Genomic DNA, 16,866 nt, shown 5'->3' with positions numbered 1-16,866 from the left:
TCAAGCACCGCCGCCTGGCGGCGGACGGCGGGACAAACCTGTTCGTCCCGCTGCCTCTCCCCGGCTCGGCCCGCGGCCCCTACGCTTCCAGCATGGACGGGACGGACGTGGCGCGGCGGACACTTCGCGAGCGGGTGCCGGATCGCGTGGTCGACGGCTCTCTGTTCGTGGTGACGGCCGCGATCGTGCTCGCGGCGGCTTCCCGCCGAGGAGCCGTCCCCGCGGCATTGCCCGATTGGGTCCTGTACACGGATTGGATTCTCGGTGCGCTCGGTTGTGTGGCTTTGTGGTGGCGACGCCGGTTCCCGGTGGTGCTTGCGACGGCCCTGATCCTGCTGAGCGTGCTCTCCGAGGCGGTCTCGACACCTGCGATCGTCGCTTTGTTCACCGTGGCCGTGCGACGCTCGGCACGGACGACGATGGTCCTGTGCCTGGCGAGCCTGGCGGCGCTGACCGGCCATCAGCTGATACGTCCCGAATCGGTCGCGTCGCAGGCCATGTTGTTCGTCGTCATCGTTCTCGGTCATGTCGCGGTGGTGACGTGGGGGCTGAGTGTCCGCCACCGCCGGGAACTCGTCGCCACCCTCCGGGAGCGCGCGGAAGCGGCTCGCGTGGAAACACGACTACGGGCCGAACGTTCCCACCACGAGGCTCGTGCGTCTCTCGCACGAGACATGCACGACGTGCTGGGCCACCGGCTGTCGCTGTTGAGTGTCCACGCCGGCGCGCTGGCCTTCTCCCAGGGCGCCACCGCCGAGGACACAGCGCGCGCGTCCGAGGTGATCAGGGAGAACGCGCACCGTGCCCTGCAGGACCTTCGCGAGGTGATCGGGGTGCTTCAGGCTCCGGTGGGTGAACTGCCGTCGCCGGTCGCCGAGGACGTTCTGGAACTGATCGAGGAAGCCGTTGAAGCGGGCACCGAGGTCAAGCTGCGGGATGAGGCCGGAGTGACGTCCGGCGCGCGATCCGCGCCACCGTCACAGAGCCGCGTGCTCTTCCGGCTCGTGCAGGAAGCCCTGACCAACGTGCGCAAACACGCTCCTGGCGCATCCGTCGAGATCCGGCTCACCGGACGTCCGGGCGAACATCTGACCGCCGAGATCGTCAACACCTCGCCGTCGGCAGCGCCCTCTCCGTCCAGCGGCTCGGGGAGCGGACTTCGCGGTCTCGCCGAGCGCGCGCGGCTCGGCGAGGGAGGCCTCGACTACGGCCCGGCCGATTCAGGGGGCTGGCGGGTCCGGATGTGGCTACCGTGGCCCCGGTGACCGATCCTGTGACTCAGATCGACGTGCTGATCGCCGACGATGACCCGGTCGTCCGCTTCGGGCTGAAGATGATGCTGGGCGGGGCCCCCGATCTCCGGGTGGTCGCCGAGGCGGGCGATGGATCGGAAGCGGTGGAGCTGGCTCGGCGTCACGACCCGGCCGTCGTGCTGATGGACATCCGGATGCCCGGTACGGACGGGCTCACCGCGACCGATCTGCTGCGAAGCCGGACACCCGCGCCCCAGGTCGTGGTACTAACCACGTTCGATACCGACGCGCACGTCCTGCGTGCCCTGAGAGCCGGTGCCGCGGGGTTCCTGCTCAAGGACACCCCTCCCGGCGAACTGGTCATGGCCGTCCGGCACGCCGCCCAAGGCCGCCCGGTGCTCTCTCCCGAGGTGATCCGGCGGCTCATCGCCCGGGTCGCGGAGTCGGAACAGGATGTCCGCCGCGACGCCGCCCGCGGCCGTCTCGATGAGCTCGCCGACCGGGAACGCGAGGTCGCGATCGAGATCGGCGCGGGACGCTCCAACGCCGAGATCGCCGCGCGTCACCACCTCGGCCTGGCCACGGTGAAAACACACGTCTCCGCGATACTCGGCAAACTCGGCCTCAACAACCGTGTTCAGGTAGCGCTCCTCGTACACGACGCAGACCTCCGTGACGCGCGGGGCTGACACGTCCTCTACGACTTTGGTCAGTGGATTCGAGACCGTCGGCCGATCCGGCCCGCCAGGTGGCCTGCCTACTCTGCGGGCCATGCCCGGATCACCCTCACGGCCCCGCCTTCTCACCCTCCGCCCGCCCCTGCCCGGACCAGCCCGGCGCCTGAGTGCCATGGTCTTCGCCGCTACCGCGCTGACGCTGAGCGCGTGCACGGGCGTCCCCGCGGAGTCCGTTTCAACACCCGCGCCGATCGCCTGGCAGGACTGCGGACCCGGTCTGGAATGCGCCACCGTCGAGGTACCGCAGGAGTACGCCGAACCCGGCGGCGCACGGATTCCGCTCGCGGTGAAACGCCACCGCGCCACCGATGCCGGGCAACGGATCGGCAGCTTGTTCATCAACTCCGGCGGCCCGGGAGTGCCCACGACCGACACGGTCGAAGCCATCGCCTCCGGCGGTGACGCGAGCCCGTTCTCGCCCGCGCTCGTGGCTCGTTTCGACATCATCGGCATCGATCCGCGCGGCGTCGGGGATTCCTCCCCCGTGCGCTGCCGCACCGACGCGCAGCGCGCCGAAGCCACAGCGGCCGACCTCGACCCCACCCTTCCCGGCGGCAAACCTCTGCCGAGACTGCTCGATGACGCCGACACCTACACCGCCGGCTGCCTGAGCCACCAGAGCCCCGAATTCCTGGCGAGCCTGTCCACCGACAACGTCGCCCGCGACATGGACCTGATCCGTGCGGCGCTGGGCGAGGACAAGATCAGCTTCTACGGCATGTCCTACGGCACTGTGGTCGGCCCCATGTACGCGACCTTGTTCCCGAACCGCGTCCGCCAGATGGTGATCGACGCGCCGGTCCACACCGGCCTCTGGCAGACCGATCCCCTCGGGCTCCTCGACGACGTCTCCCGGTCCAATGAGCAAACCCTCGACGCCTGGTTCGCCGCCTGCCGCGGCGAGGGGCCGCAGGTGTGCCCTTTCGGGAACGGAAACCCGGAAGAGGCCTTCGACACCCTCATCACGCGTCTAGAAGGACAGCCGCTCCAGGTGCCGCCTGTCGAAGGCCTCATCCCCGGTGGCAAGGTCGATGGCGCCGTAGCGCTCGAAGCCGTCCGGACAGCCGCGGGCACTCAGCAGGCATGGCCGGCGCTCACCGCCGGCCTGCTGGCCGCGCAGCAGGGAGACGGCAAGGGGCTTCTCTTCCTCGTGTCAAAGGTGACCGTCGCACCTTTCGGCGGCCCGTACGCCGTCTTCCAGGAGTCCCACATCGCCGTCCGCTGCGCGGACTGGGTGGTACCGGCCGACGTCGCCGTGCACACCAGGGCCGCCGCCACGATCGCCGGGCGCGACAAACGCCTGGCCTACCGCGCCGGGTACACCGCGCTCGACTGCGCCCGCTGGCCCGCCCCGAACAAGGATCGCTTCACCGCACCTCTCACCGGCTCCGGCGCCCCGCCGGTCCTCATCGTCGGTGGCCGCTTGGACAACGTCTCGCCGTATCACTGGGCCGAGGCGATGACCGGCACAATGCCGAACAGCGTCCTGCTGACCCGTGAAGGCGTCGGCCACACCTCCTACCGACGCAGCGGGCCATGCGTCGACAACGCGGTGGACGCCACCCTGACCACCGGAGCACTGCCTGCGGCCGGAACCGTCTGCGACGCACCCCCGGCCACCACCAAACCTCCGGCGAAGGCCGGAAAATGACCGCGGCACGGGCGAACGGTCGCGTTTTACCGATTTCACTGTTCAGACAGCGATCGACTCGCGTCTCATGAACGAATGTCCGCCGTAAAGCTGTATCGAAATACCGGGAAAGGACCACCGGATGCGCCGGGCCCGGCAAACCCGGGAAGTCGGCTCGGCGGTCTCCTGATTACCTCTTAGACTTCCAGTGACCCAGTGCACGGCATGCGACTGCTGGGGGTTTCTCCCGGTCGGGAAGACGGTCAGGTCGCGGACACGTCGTCGATCACGAGCGGCGCGGTGTGTAGCCGAGTGCCTTGTTCAAGGTGCAAACGTGGCGAGCGTGGTCCCGTTCGCGGTCAGGGGCAGTTTGTCGTTCTGGACGGTGGCGGTCTCCGCGCTGTCGATGTGCGGGTAACAGTTCAGCGTGAGCCTGCATCCGCTGCTCGACGTCTCGGGCCCGCCCTCGATGGGCTAGCCGCGCTACCGCCGCCCCGGCAGTGCGATGCCACTCCGTGTCGGTCTGGTCATCGGCCTCGGCTCACCGCCTGACATGCCTTTGCCGTCGCATTGGCGACTCTGCGCTTGGCACCGCCAACCGGCTATGAGTGCCTGTTGGATCTCTTCGCAGTGCACCCTGGCCAACCCGCTGCCCTCACTTCCGCGGCCATCTCCACCCGGTGGAGGAGCCTGTCCAGGGCCGTACCTGGACGTTGGGGCTGATCGTGCTGTTCATGGCGTTTTCGGTCACGCTGGTTCGACCGGGTCCAACAGCGCCGACCAGATCACGGACACCGGGCCGGCGAGGCAATCCAGTCGACGCTACGTGACGAACACCTGGAGAGTGTGCAGGCTCGGCGGCAAGGGCTGACCCGTCAGTGGAGCGAGGACGTAAAGGTGAACCGAGAGGCGGACCGCAGGAAGTCGATGGGTCCGCGAGTTTCCCGGTAGTCCTCGCGACGGCGCTGTCAGTGTCGCTCGGCATGGAGATTGAGTCTTCCAAGGAGAACGCAATGTCTGATGCTCACCAGCGAGGCCAGAACCCCGAGCGCGAAGCGACCTCGGCACCCAGACCGTCCCCGGTTGTCCTCACCTGCGCTTTGCTGCTTCTCCTGGCCGCTCTCGTCATCCGCGTGGTCGACAGCAGCCGGTACGGCTTGCCCATTGGTCTCGGAGTTCTCGGTGTCGTGGTTCTAGCCGGATATCTTCAGACGCGGCACAGATACCGGCGTGACCGAAAAGGTGCCAAGGACCCAGGCGAACCGGCATAGCACATCGACACGCACTGCAGGGCAGGCTGATCGACCGTGACGTGCTTGACCAGAGGGTGAATTCGATACGCCCGATATCATTCTTGATATCCAACATGAACAAGCCGCGCCGCTTCATCCGGACCTGGGTGCGTATCCCGCGCAACGACAACAAGGAACTGGCGACCGTGAAGTTCGACGGGTAGCCACCCCGATGCCGCCGTGGACGTAGCGAGGCGGGCGGCAGTACAGGATCGATACCCGTGTCCTGAACCGCTTCCGCCAGGACCTGCCGGCTACAGGTGGTCGATCCCTCCAGAGAAGCCCTTGGGCCGGCGGCTCTGAGACCGGACCCGAACCACCATCCCGGCGAGGACGGTCCCGGGGTCGACGGAGACATCACAGCGAGGGAAGCTCGACCGCGACTACCACGCCATTGACCTCACGTCCGCCTCTGTCGTCCCGGTTTCCGATATCAGCCGACTCGCGCTCTATTCTTCGTCCCCTGGCCCTCGTCGTCCGGGGCACCACCCGGCCAGGCCACCCACGCACCGCAGAACGCTCCGCTGACGTGTCACTGGCCAGCCGGGAGCGCATCCATGCCAGAAGGCCCGACGATTTCGCGTTTGTCCGGCTCGACGCGCCGTACAACGACGTCTTCGGCAGCACGTACCGAGATCATCAACCGCCAGGTGGGTATGCCGTCGCCACTGGCCTCCGACAGATGACGCGGCTTCTGCACCTTACTAGCTGCACTTCTCGCCCGGTCGTGTCGTAAAACCGGTGGCGATGATCATCCGCGGGAGTAGCTCGTCCGTCGATGCCGTAGGTTTCAGGGCTCCTGAGGTCCGGGCGTCAGTTGGTGACCCGGTAGAGCGGCCCGACCTGGCGCGACGGCGCGTTCGCTTCTTTCGGGTACCGCAGCACCGGGACCGGTTTGCCGAACGGGTTGCCCGCCGCCGTCGGATGCATGCTGAAACTCAAGGTGCCGCTGGCGCCCTGGACCGTCTGGAGCGTGTTGATGTTCAGCAGCTGGGCGCGGACGTCACCGGCGTCCGGGTTCGACGCCGCGCCGTTGGGTGAGGCCAGCCGGATAGCCTGGGCGGCGGTGAGCAGCGCGTCGTGCATCATGATCGCGCCGGCGTCGTCCAAGTGCGCGGACGGGAAGTCCTTTTCGAACTCCGGGCGGAACTGCCGGAAGTGCTCGGGGGTGCCTTCCGCGGTTTCGTTCCGCCGCCACCCTTCCGCGTCGACGGTGCTCGCGGCGATGAGGCTGAGGTTCGCGTCCTGCAGCTGTTGTTCCTTACCCGCGAGGATTTCCCCGAGATCCAGCCCCGCGGTGAGGATGGTCAGCGGGGTGCGGTTGCAGGTCCGGTGTTCGAGGGATTCCAGGAAACCGCTGAGGTCGATTTCCCGGCCCGCGTAGAGGACCGCCTGGAGGCCGCTCGCCGCGGACGCGCAGATGTTGGCGCGCACGTTCGCGAACAGGTCGGGGGCGCCGGCGCCGGGGATGGAGGTGCCGGTGAACTGCTGGGTGGGGAACTGCATGAGCGGGGTCATCTGGCGCTCGAACTCGTTCTCCAGGGTCTGCGTGTACAGGTCCTTACCGGCGTCGGAGTTGGAGTCACGCACCATGATGGCCGACTTGATCCCGGTGTCGCTGTCCAGATAACGGTGCAGGGCCTCGACGTAGTGCCGGTTGCTGGGCGAGGTCTTGACGAAGCCGGGGATGTTCTTGTAGTCCAGCCTGTCGGCGGTGAGGTACGCGCCGACCATCGGGATGTTTCGCGAGGCGAGGTCTTCCGCCTGCTCGCGGGTCTGTTTGGTACTGACCCCGAGGCCGATCACCGCGACCAGCGGGTTAGCCTCCTCCTGGCTCAGCTCGGCCAGCTGATCTTTCACCCGCTGCCACTGGTCCCCGGGTTTCCCGCCGTTGGCGAGCACCAGCTGGATCTGAGGGCTCGAGTCACCGGCCACCGGGGTGGTGTTGACCCGGCGTAGCGCGGTGTACGCGCCCTCGAGCCGGTTGCGCACCTGAGCGGCGGGCAGCGCGCTGTCCGTACCGGCGACCAGCGGGTCGAGCAGCGCGACGGTCACGTACCCCGGCGTTTCGCGGACGCGGGCGTTCTCCTCCTCGATCTTTTTCTGCACGTCCTCCAGATCGGCCTGGAAAACGTAAGAGCCGTCGGTGATCCCGACGCATTCATCGTCCACTTCGGACACCCCGGAGCCGGGCGAGCCACATACCCCGGCCACCGTGACCGCGCCCCAGCTCAGCCCTGCGGCCACCACGACCGCCACCACGGCGAGCGCGATCCGCCTGCGCAGCCGCCGTTTGCGCCAGCCGCCGGTGATCGGCGGGACGAAATCGGCGTCGCCGGTTCCCCTGGTGTGCGTCGGATCGGTCACGTGGTCCTCCCTCTCGGACTTCGGACAGGCTCCCCCTGCCGTGCGTTCCCTGGCCTAGCCGTCAGTCCCACCACTCGGCCTGCCTCCGGTGCCGCCGCGCCGCTTCCAGGAAGACGGAGTGCGGGCCGCCGCTGCGCAGCCGGGAAACCCCGGAGTAGTCTTCGGCGATCTGCAGGTGCAGGTCGCGGCGGCGGCTGTCGGTGAACGGGTCCGCGACGATCCGCAGCGCGGCGACGAGCCTGCCGACCGGCGCGAGTTCTTCGGGCAGATCCGCGGTGCCCACCAGCGCGCGGACCTCGTCGATCGGGGCCTGCATCGGCCGGTGCCGATACGGTGCCTCGGTCACGGCCGCCAGCAGCGCGAACCATTCGGTGCTGTCGAGCTCCAGCAGGCGCTCGTACAGCCGCTGTGCGACGAAACCCAGCTCGTCATCGGCGAGGGCGTGGTAGAGATCGCCCGCTTCGTCATCCTCGGCACGGCAGGCGCTGCGGAGCCTGGCGTGCACGCCGGACCAACTCGGTGACTGCTCGGGGTCCCTGCCTGCGAGGCGGCGGCTCAGCAGCCGGTGGAGCAGGGTGAGACCGGCCGAATCGTCGGCGGGCCACAGGATCGGGTCGAGCACCTCTTCGTAGCTCGCCCGGCCGGTCACGAGCAGATCCTCCTGTCCGGCAAGCATGAGCGCGTGCTCCCGTTTCCTCGCCGCCGCGCAGACGGCCAGATCCTGCAGCGCCATCTCGGAGACGCCGGTGAGCAGGCGATCGAGCATCTGGGCTTCCACCGTCGGGGACCGCTGTGACCGCTCGGCCGGTTCGGGCCGGCCGAGGATCGCCTCCGGCTCGAACCACTTCTTCGGTGTGGACATCGCGATGGCGTCCAGCATCAGCCGGGTCGACGCCTGGTGGCCGCCGGTGAGCTGGAAGACGACCCGGGTGAGGCGCTGGTTGTCACCCCAGAGCAGGGTCCGGTCCGACACCGCGCGGCCCACCTCGTCCTCGGTGAGATCGGGCAGCCGGTGCCGCAGCCAGGAGTGCCTGGCCCAGTCCCGGTCGCGCGGGAACTGCCCGGACCGGAGGTCGTCCTGGGTGGCCAGCACCTGGTCCGCGGCGGCGACGTCGTCGAGCAGCGAGCCGCGACTGGTGGCCACCACGGTCAGCGGATCGGCGTCGGTCTGGTCCCCGGCCGCGAGCTGGCGGCGGGCCCGTACCAGCTGGTGCAGGAACCGGCGGCCGAGCTCGGTGTCGGCGTTGTCGAGCAGGACCACGCAGTTCAGTGAGCGCTCGTCGGCGCGCCTGCCGCGGCCGAACGCCGCGCGCAGGTCGGCGAGGAACGCCGCCCACAGCAGGTCGTCGATCCGCTGCCGGTTCTCCTCGTCCTCGTAGTCGGCGGCCCAGCGGTTGAGGTCGACCAGCCGGTCGATGGGATCGTTGCGCAGCCCCAGATCCCGGTGGCCGTACCAGTTCTGGAAGGCGCCGAGCATCAGGCGGCGGCCGGGCAGCCGGTCCGCCAGCCAGCCGAGGGTGACCTCGAGCAGCCGACCCGGCGGCTCAATCGGCACCCCGGCGTTGCGGCCCATGCTGAGCAGCACGCTGCCCGCGGTCTCCACGAGCACGTCCCGCACGGTGTCGAACCCGCGATGGTGTTTCAGCGTTTCGATAACTTTCTGATATGCGCGGGAATGGTCGGTCAGATCCAGTTCCTGCCGCATCACGAGCTGGCCGATGATGAACCGGGGAAACTCCAGTGAATCGTACTGCGGGTACTTCCGGCTGAGATCGAACGCGATCGCGGAAAGCAATTGCGGCACCGAGGCGTGCCGGTTCGTTTCGAGGTCGAGCCGGACGTGCGGGACCCGCTGGTCGAGCAGCTCGGTGAGCGCGGACAGCAGCGCGCTCTTGCCCGCGCCGCGGAAGCCTTCGATCACCAGAACCGGGAAATGCTGACTGTGCAGGGAACCCGCCCGTTCCTCCCTGGTCATGAACGCGCGGACCAGTTCGATCACGTGCTTGAGCCCGTAAACCCGGTCACCGCCGACCGCCACGAGGTCACACCTCCAGCGTAAGCGTGACGACGTACCCCCAGCCCCCTCGGCCCGACGCCGTGAGAACGCATTGATACGCGGCAGTTCGCCGCCCACCCGGTTTTCGCCGGGTCGTCACTTTCCCGATTGAGAAGTAAAGTTTAGCCTAGTGCGATGAGCGCCGTGGCCATTCTGGCGGTATTCGGAAATCGCGTGCGGACGGTCGTTCCCCCGGTCACGCTTAGCTTTCACCCTGTTGGCGGTAGAGTTCGGTGACGGGATGCGGATTCGGATAATGCCGGTTCTTCCCCCGTTCGTGGGGAGGTCTACCCGCGCCAACCCGTATCCAGGTGATGATCATGGCCGGTGCGAACGTTCTGTTCGGTCATGACACGGCCCCAGACCCCGACTTTGCAGCTGCGTGCATTCGCGGTCGATCAGTGCCAGATTGGCCTGGTTGCGCACCCGGCCGACGACGCCGTCGCGGTTGCTCCCCGGACAAACACGGTTCTAGGACACGGCCTCGCGGGCCGCGAGTCAGTCGATCGGGATGCCGGTGCACGCCGCCTTGCGTTCGCGGAGCCCAGCGTCGACGCAGAAGTCGGCTGTCGGATCACCCAGCGCTCACACCGATCGACATCCCCGAAGACCGATCGTGTCACCGACGGCACCGGGTGGCAGCGACGTCGACTGAAAGCCTTGATACCGCTGGCAGGCTGGACGTCTGCGCCGGTTTCCGCCTTCATGCCTGCCCGGCGTCGTTGTCCGCCTCGCCGAGCCGGCGCGCGATGTCCTCCAGTGCGATGAGATCCGCGGCTGTGAGGTGGTCCATGAAGTGGTGGCGCACGGACGCGAGGTGAGCGGGCGCCGCTTCTTCCAGCACCGCGAGACCGTGCTCGGTCAAGGTCAGCAAGCAGCCCCGTCCGTCCTCGGGATCCGGGGAGCGGCGAAGCATCCCTCGCGTCTCCATTCTCATCGCGTGCCGGGAAAGGCGACTGCGGGACCAGCCCATCTTCTCTGCCTGCTCTCCCAGGGTGCTGGTATTCCCCGGTCGCTCCGACAGCGTGCTGAGCACCTCGTAGTCAGGCTCGGACAGTCCCAGCCCGGCCAGATCGCGGGCGGTTCCGGTGCGGACCGCGACCGTGATCCGGAGAAACGCCCGCCACGCCCGGTCCTCGTCGGCGGTGAGCCAGCGCACTGTCGTTGACATGTAAACATTCTACCAGCTAGGTTCGTTTACATGTTGATGAAATCGGCGCGGGTCCTCGTACTGACCTGCAGTTCCCGACCAGGAGCACTGGGCCCGGCAGTGACGCGATGGTGGCTCGACACGGTCGCCGAGCGGGCTGCGGAGTCGGGCGTCGAACTGGTACCGGTGGCGCTCGGCGACCTTGACCTGCCCTTCCTGGACGAGGAGGAGCATCCGTCCTCCGGGATCTACCAGCACGAACACACCCGGAGATGGAGCGCTCTCGTCGATTCGGTGGACGCGATCGTCGCGGTCGTACCGGAGTACAACTACGGCATGCCGGCGACGCTGAAGAACGCCCTGGACTATCTGAGCGCCGAATGGGCGTGGAAACCGATCGGATTCGTCAGCTACGGCAACACCTCGGCGGGCACGCGGGCCGTGCAGCACGCCAAGCAGGTCGTGTCCACGCTCCGGCTGGTCCCTCTCGGGGCCACCGTCGCGATCCGCATCGGCGAGGCGGTGACAGAGGGCAGGCTGCGGGCGGACGCATCCCGGGACGAGGCGGGCCTCGCCCTGCTGGAAGAACTCGTCCGCGTCGCCAACGCGCTGCGGCCGCTGCGCGAGCGGCTGCGTGACACGGCCTCCGCGGGCCCGCTGGCGGGATCCTACGCCCGACGACTGACCCCGGACGACGCCGAGGAAGTCACCGTGCTGCAACGGTGCTGCTGGCCGGAGGAAGCGATACTCAACGGCACCCTCGACATCCCGGCCCTGCACGAGTCGCTCGACGAGGTGCGGGACTGGCTCGCCGACTGGCACGCCACCGGCGTCTGGCTCGACGGGCGGTTGCTGGGCATGGTGCGTGCACGCCCCGTCGGCGGTGACTGGCAGATCGGCAGGCTCGCCGTGGTGCCCGATCTGCGTGGCCGGGGACTGGGCCGTTGGCTGTTACACGGCGCCGAGTCCACCGCCGACGCCGGCACACGGCGGATCCTGATGTTCACCGGCGCCAAAAGCACTCGCAACATCGAACTTTACGAACGCGAGGGCTACCGCCAGGTGCCGTCCGACGGACCGCCCGGAACCGTGTGCCTCACCAAGACGACGCCGAACGCCGCCGCCGACAGGGCTTGACTCTCGTCGAGTCGCGACAGGCCGCCGGGCAGAACGGAAAACAGATGCGAGAGCAGTTGTTCGACTGGATAGACGTCCCGGAGGGCGCCGTACATCGCGGCACGCCGCTGGACCGGATCGACGAGGTCACCCACCGCTACGCCGACACCGGCGTTCCCCGGGCGTGGTTCGAGAAAGAGGCTCCACGCGCGCGGGTTCCGGTCGCCGCCTTCCGTATCGCCCGTGTGCCCGTGACGATCGGGCAGTGGGCCCGGTTCGCTCACGCGACCGGACGCGACCGCCCCACGGATCCGTCCGCTCACCCAGTCTCCGGAGTTTCGTGGGGGGAGGCCGTCGCCTATTGCGATTGGATCAGCGATGAGCTGGGTTCCGACGTGCGCCTGCCCACGGAAGACGAGTGGGAACGAGCGGCGCGGGGCGACGACGACCGGGAATTCCCCTGGGGCGACGAATACCGGACCGGATTGGCCAACCTCGTGGATCTCGGGGTCGGCGCGACAACGCCGGTCGGGGCCTTCCCCGACGGCGCGAGCCCATACGGAGTTCTCGACATGGCAGGCAATGTCGACGAATGGACCGCCACTCCCTACGCGCCGTACCCGGGTGCGCCATCGGAGGTTCCGCTCCGGGAGAGCTGGGCCTTCGACCCGCACATCACGCGCGGCGGCTGCTTCCGTCACGACCGCGACCTCGCCCGCTGCGCCAGACGGCACGGAGCCTACGAGGCGGACCTGCGCGCGATCGGAACGGGATTCCGCGTAGCGACGTCGACGTGACAGGCGGAGTTTCGCCAAGGGAACTGTCGACAGGACTGGACATGACGAGGCCGCCGTAGTCATAGCGGCGACCTCGACCGGTGTCGTGAGGGAGCGCCGACAGCCGATGCGGAGGTCGTCCGCAAGGCTCGGCACTGCCTTCAACGCCTGAACTGCTTGCGCGCAGCGCAGGAACGGCACCATCGAGGGAAAGGGCGCCACGCGCGGCGACCCGATCCTGAACATCCCCGAGTGCCCCAAGGTGTTCCCGCCTGAGGTGACCCACGCCCCACACCGACAACAGGAGATGATCATGATCGAACCTTCACACACCACCCGGTCGACCGCTCGACCACCTCGGTCGCGAAAGCCGACGGCGCGGGCGGTGGCGACCTGGCTCGGATTTGCCCTCGTGGCCTACCTGGGCACAGTCGGGGTGTACTTCCTGCTCGGACGAACCGGAACTGACGCCTGGGTTCACGGCATCATCGGATTGGGCCCGTACACGGGAGTGATGTTGGCCGGGTACTGGCGTCGGCGCCGTAGCGATACTTCCCCTTGAGCTACTCGCCGCGCGCCGCCACCTCTGGCGGCGCGCTGAGCAGACCCCCGCCGTGATGCCCTGGTCAGAGCCCGACCACCCGACATCGCGCAAGCAACCTCGCAAAGGAGCAACGATGACCAAGACGAACTCCCCCGACAACCAGCCCCCACGACACCCGTCACGCCGACAGCGACGACTACGCGCCCTCGTGCTCACGGGCCTGATCATCGGCCTGATCGGCATACTTCTCATCATCATCGACAAGACCTTCATCTCCTCGGCACCGACCACGACGCCTCCTCCGACGATCCCCACGGCTCTCGCCTCACCCTGGACTTCAGCAGACGGCTACCCGACGAACACGGAAAAACGGCCGAGGGAGACCGTGAAGCCAGATCCGGACCGACGACCGCAGGCGTAGGGTCTGTCAAGCAACCGGCGGGACTGTTCCAAGATCGGTGTTTCCGGCCCGACACGCCAGGCTGAGGTCTGGCGGGATGGGCACTGTGAGTGATGACATCGGATCTTGTGAGTCCAGATAAGCGTGAGTCCAAGCCGGCGCGGGGGCTGGCATTGACCGGCCCGGATGGCTTGCTGAAGCTGTTCACCAAGAACGTGCTGGAAACCGCACTGAATGAGGAGATGACCGAGCATCTCGGGCACGAGAAGAACCAGGCCGAGCCGGACCGTGACTCGACGAATGTCCGGAACGGTACTCGGCCGAAAACGGTGGTCTCGGGCGCGGCGGGCGAGGTCGGGATCAACGTTCCTCGGGATCGGGAAAGCACGTTCGAACCACAGATCGTGAAGAAGCGGCAGCGTCGGCTCACCGAGGTGGACGAGATCGTGTTGTCGTTGTATGCGAAGGGAATGACGACCGGGGAGATCTCGGTGCATTTCGCCGAGATCTACGGGTCCTCGGTCAGCAAGGAAACGATCTCGCGGATCACCGACAAGGTCGTCGCCGAAATGAACGACGGGGCCAACCGTCCACTGGATTCGGTGTACGTGGCTGTGTTCATCGACGCGATCCACGTCAAGATCCGCGACGGCCAGGTCGCCAACCGGCCCGTCTACGCCGCCATCGGCGTCACCGTGGACGGTCACAAGGACGTCCTGGGCCTGTGGATGGGCGTCGGCGGCGGCGAGGGCGCGAAGTTCTGGATGAGCGTGCTCATCGACCTGAAGAACCGCGGCATCCGGGACGTGTTCTTCCTCGTCTGCGACGGCCTCAAAGGCCTGCCCGACGTCGTGACGAACGTGTGGCCGCAAACCGTCGTGCAGACCTGCATCGTCCACTTGATCCGCAACACCTTCCGGCTTGTGTCCCGCCGTGACTGGGACGCGGTGAAACGCGATATCAAACCCATCTACACCGCACCGAGCCCGGACGCCGCAGTGGCCGCTCTCGATGAATTCGAAGAGAAATGGGGTGCGAAGCACGCAGCGGTAATTCGTTTATGGCGCAACGCTTGGGATGAGTTCACGCCGTTCCTCGGATACGACGTCGAGATCCGAACGATGATCTGCTCCACGAACGCGATCGAGTCGCTGAACGCCCGCTACCGGCGAGCGATCCGCGCACGCGGGCATTTCCCGACCGAGCAGGCCGCGATGAAGTGCCTGTACCTTGTGACCCGCAGCCTGGACCCGACCGGGACAGGCCGCGCTCGATGGACGATGCGCTGGAAGCCAGTGATCAACGCGTTCGCCCTCACGTTCGGTGACCGCTGGCCAGGAGCTGAAACCTACTGAACAACAACGCCGGAAACACCGATCACGGGATAGACCCCAACCGGCTCTGGCCCGTAGCCGGTGGTGACGTGGAGTGGCTGTAAGGGCAGAAGGATGCGGTGGCGGAGAAGGTTGAAGCCCGCCCGGCCGTGCATCTGTCTCAGAATTCTCTTGGTGCGGGTGGTGACGCCTTCGGTGCGGCCGTTGTGGTATGGCAGGGTGACGGCACCGTCCACAGCGGACCGGTCGGTCTCGAGACCGTTGGTGAGACTGCGTAGATGCGGCAGATCAGCGGCGCGAGCCTCCGCGATCCACTCGGTGAGCTTGACTTCGTTGCCCACAGCCGGTGTCGGTAGTGCGGCGAAGCCGCGTACCAGACTGGCGAGTGCGGTCATCTCGGGGCAGGCCGCGGTGATCTTCTCCAGCAGGATTGTGTCGTTAGGGCGCAGGTTCGCGGGTTTGGTGAGCAGGAGGCGGCTGGCGTGACGGGCGGTCGTGGCGGGGCGGTCACCTTCGGCGCGGCCCTGGTTGAGGTAGCGGACCAGAAGGTTGGCACTGCCGGTGTAGCCGAGTTCGCGAATCTCCGCGAGCAGCTGGGTGACCGGGACCGCGGGATCGGCCGCGCGGCGGGCACGCGGATGATCACGGTATGGGTCGGGCGGTAGGTCGGAATTATGCGCTGAGCCTGGGGTTCGGGCATGCGGGCGTAGCGTTTGACCGTGTTCAGGGCCACGCCAAGACGGCGGGAGCAGTCGAGCAGACCGACCCCTACTTCTGCCATCCGGGGCCGATCATGCTGTTGCGGGAACCCGAGCGCCCGTTCTTGGTGTATTCCGCCGGGGACGGGCCGGACTCGCTGGCAGCGGAGGCTCGTAACCGCAGGCTGACCTCGCTGTTGGGGCGGACACGGGCCGAGGTTCTGCGCCTGCTCGGAGCCGAGCGTCCACTCACCACGACCGAGCTGGCGAGGGCTGCGGGCATCTCCCTGGCCGGCGCCAGCCAGCACGCGTCCATCCTCCGTGAAGCGGGCCTCGTGCTGACGGAACGGCACGGTGGTTCCGTGCCGCATCGGGCCTCGGGGAGAGGGGCCGCTCTACTCTGATCCCTTTCAGGGACGGCTGAAACTGTTGCCGGGCAGCGACTTCACGGGGAAGGTGGGTGCAGGTCATCCTTGAGCGAAGGAGAAGAGATGAAGCGCGTGCGCGCGGTCGGTGCGATCGCCACCGCTATGGTCGCACCAGCTCCGTCCGCTGCCCGGTCGCTTCGTCCGCCACACAGGTGGCCGAATTGTGCGTGCACACCGGCTACAACTACGCCGGGAGCCAAGGCTTGCGGTAGCCAGACACGACCGATCAGCCCTGTGCCTGAGGCCCAATCACGAAAGCGGTATGTCTCGCCGGGTTACAAGCCCGTCGGCAACGGTTCCTCAGTCTTCTCCGGCGCGCGTCGGCTGATCGTCCCCTGAGGACCTCCCACCCCCCGGGAGGTCGTGATCGCGGGCAGGCTCACCCGGGTCTGCCCGCGATCTTTTATCGGGATCAGCCGGGGTTTCAAGCATGCTTGAATGCCTTCCACTCGACTTGATTCCCCACTTACCATCGATTTACTCGAAGCAGGGTAATAACCAACTGCTTCAGGTTTGCCCGAACGTGAGAAATGGGGTTCTTATGCGGTCGAGATTTCGTCGAACGATGGCGGTGTCGGCGGCTGCCGTGGCGCTGATGATCGTCGGAGTGTCACATGCCCAGGCGTCGGACGCCCGGTCATCGGCAAGCAGAAGCGACAGCGCGGCGATCGTCAAGCTGGTGCCCGAGAGTGTGACGACCCGACCGGATCCCTTGAGAGCCAAGGAGGTCAGGGCTCAAGGTTGCTGGGTCACCGAGGCATCGTTCCGGGCGGTGACCGTGCTGGGCTTCACCTTCTACCGGTTCCATCACCGGGCGGATTGGTGTCAGGACGGCAGCCGGGTGAACGGTGTTCATTTCCGCACTCACTGGTTCAGCGAGGTCAGCAGTCAGGCCTTCCCGCGAAGCATCGAATCCGACTTCGTGACTCCGGCGCCTTCCTGGGAGGTGACGTCGTTCAAGAAGCACTTGGTCGAGAATTGCGTGTTCGACGCCGGCTGCATTTCCTCGACGCACCCGTGGGTCAAGCTGATCCTTCGAGGTGACGCGACCTGGAGTTACGAGGCCGGACAGAACTGAAGGGTCC

General features: G+C 67.3%; 11 protein-coding genes and 2 pseudogenes. 9 read left to right on the top strand and 4 right to left on the bottom strand.

All coding sequences use genetic code 11. The annotated features are described in order from the left end of the window. Positions 1–92 precede the first annotated feature (92 nt). The 3 genes from AB0N89_RS25355 to AB0N89_RS25345 all read left to right on the top strand — a co-directional run bounded on the left by AB0N89_RS25355 (position 93) and on the right by AB0N89_RS25345 (position 3,641). Positions 93–1,265, top strand: coding sequence for a histidine kinase (locus tag AB0N89_RS25355; protein WP_364208616.1), 1,173 nt, complete (start codon positions 93–95; stop codon positions 1,263–1,265). Further along, the gene (locus AB0N89_RS25350) at positions 1,253–1,942 is read left to right on the top strand and encodes a response regulator transcription factor (RefSeq protein ID WP_364208662.1); all 690 of its coding nucleotides are present in this window, start codon (positions 1,253–1,255) and stop codon (positions 1,940–1,942) included. Before AB0N89_RS25355 ends, AB0N89_RS25350 begins: the two co-directional genes overlap by 13 nt. Positions 1,943–2,102: 160 nt before the next feature. Then, positions 2,103–3,641 carry an alpha/beta hydrolase gene (locus AB0N89_RS25345; protein ID WP_364208613.1) on the top strand — a complete coding sequence of 513 codons (1,539 nt, stop codon included), beginning with the start codon at positions 2,103–2,105 and terminating at the stop codon, positions 3,639–3,641. A 2,084-nt stretch (positions 3,642–5,725) separates the two neighbouring features. On the opposite strand, the gene AB0N89_RS25340 is transcribed toward AB0N89_RS25345, so the two are convergent. From AB0N89_RS25340 to AB0N89_RS25330, 3 genes are all read right to left on the bottom strand, one after another. Further along, complete coding sequence (locus AB0N89_RS25340; RefSeq protein WP_364208610.1) at positions 5,726–7,279, bottom strand: hypothetical protein; 1,554 nt, start codon at positions 7,277–7,279, stop codon at positions 5,726–5,728. A 61-nt stretch (positions 7,280–7,340) separates the two neighbouring features. After that, the gene (locus AB0N89_RS25335; protein ID WP_364208607.1) at positions 7,341–9,317 is read right to left on the bottom strand and encodes a hypothetical protein; all 1,977 of its coding nucleotides are present in this window, start codon (positions 9,315–9,317) and stop codon (positions 7,341–7,343) included. A 721-nt stretch (positions 9,318–10,038) separates the two neighbouring features. Then, entirely contained in the window at positions 10,039–10,506 is a 468-nt protein-coding gene (locus tag AB0N89_RS25330) for a MarR family transcriptional regulator (protein WP_364208605.1), read from the bottom strand. 30 nt (positions 10,507–10,536) lie between these two features. Here AB0N89_RS25330 and AB0N89_RS25325 point away from each other — a divergent pair, with 30 nt between their 5' ends. From AB0N89_RS25325 to AB0N89_RS25310, 4 genes and pseudogenes are all read left to right on the top strand, one after another. Next, the gene (locus tag AB0N89_RS25325) at positions 10,537–11,622 is read left to right on the top strand and encodes a bifunctional NAD(P)H-dependent oxidoreductase/GNAT family N-acetyltransferase (protein ID WP_364208602.1); all 1,086 of its coding nucleotides are present in this window, start codon (positions 10,537–10,539) and stop codon (positions 11,620–11,622) included. A 44-nt stretch (positions 11,623–11,666) separates the two neighbouring features. Beyond that, positions 11,667–12,398 carry an SUMF1/EgtB/PvdO family nonheme iron enzyme gene (locus tag AB0N89_RS25320; RefSeq protein ID WP_364208599.1) on the top strand — a complete coding sequence of 244 codons (732 nt, stop codon included), beginning with the start codon at positions 11,667–11,669 and terminating at the stop codon, positions 12,396–12,398. Between the two features lie 656 nt (positions 12,399–13,054). Next, positions 13,055–13,342, top strand: a complete 288-nt coding sequence (locus AB0N89_RS25315; RefSeq protein ID WP_364208596.1) for a hypothetical protein — start codon at positions 13,055–13,057, stop codon at positions 13,340–13,342. A gap of 140 nt (positions 13,343–13,482) precedes the next feature. After that, positions 13,483–14,676: pseudogene (locus AB0N89_RS25310) on the top strand (IS256 family transposase); the annotation flags it as partial. An 86-nt stretch (positions 14,677–14,762) separates the two neighbouring features. Here AB0N89_RS25310 and AB0N89_RS25305 read toward each other — a convergent pair. Next, positions 14,763–15,424: pseudogene (locus tag AB0N89_RS25305) on the bottom strand (transposase); the annotation flags it as partial. A gap of 24 nt (positions 15,425–15,448) precedes the next feature. Between AB0N89_RS25305 and AB0N89_RS25300 the strand changes: the two are divergent. Together AB0N89_RS25300 and AB0N89_RS25295 are read left to right on the top strand one after the other, a co-directional pair. After that, entirely contained in the window at positions 15,449–15,757 is a 309-nt protein-coding gene (locus AB0N89_RS25300; RefSeq protein ID WP_364208593.1) for a winged helix-turn-helix domain-containing protein, read from the top strand. Between the two features lie 589 nt (positions 15,758–16,346). Continuing rightward, complete coding sequence (locus tag AB0N89_RS25295) at positions 16,347–16,859, top strand: hypothetical protein (protein ID WP_364208590.1); 513 nt, start codon at positions 16,347–16,349, stop codon at positions 16,857–16,859. The last annotated feature ends 7 nt before the right edge of the window (positions 16,860–16,866 follow it).

Source organism: Amycolatopsis sp. NPDC089917, assembly GCF_040684635.1.
Taxonomy (GTDB): Bacteria; Actinomycetota; Actinomycetes; order Mycobacteriales; family Pseudonocardiaceae; genus Amycolatopsis.
The sequence above is the reverse complement of the archived record's forward strand: the minus strand, read 5'-3'. Positions and strand labels throughout refer to the sequence as shown.

Bases quoted from the DNA above. Each gene is read 5' to 3' on its own strand.
- AB0N89_RS25355 (WP_364208616.1), top strand. From the start codon at position 93: ATGGACGGGACGGACGTGGCGCGGCGGACACTTCGCGAGCGGGTGCCG.
- AB0N89_RS25345 (WP_364208613.1), top strand. From the start codon at position 2,103: ATGGTCTTCGCCGCTACCGCGCTGACGCTGAGCGCGTGCACGGGCGTC.
- AB0N89_RS25330 (WP_364208605.1), bottom strand. From the start codon at position 10,506: ATGTCAACGACAGTGCGCTGGCTCACCGCCGACGAGGACCGGGCGTGG.
- AB0N89_RS25325 (WP_364208602.1), top strand. From the start codon at position 10,537: ATGTTGATGAAATCGGCGCGGGTCCTCGTACTGACCTGCAGTTCCCGA.
- AB0N89_RS25320 (WP_364208599.1), top strand. From the start codon at position 11,667: ATGCGAGAGCAGTTGTTCGACTGGATAGACGTCCCGGAGGGCGCCGTA.
- AB0N89_RS25315 (WP_364208596.1), top strand. From the start codon at position 13,055: ATGACCAAGACGAACTCCCCCGACAACCAGCCCCCACGACACCCGTCA.
- AB0N89_RS25300 (WP_364208593.1), top strand. From the start codon at position 15,449: ATGCTGTTGCGGGAACCCGAGCGCCCGTTCTTGGTGTATTCCGCCGGG.
- AB0N89_RS25295 (WP_364208590.1), top strand. From the start codon at position 16,347: ATGGCGGTGTCGGCGGCTGCCGTGGCGCTGATGATCGTCGGAGTGTCA.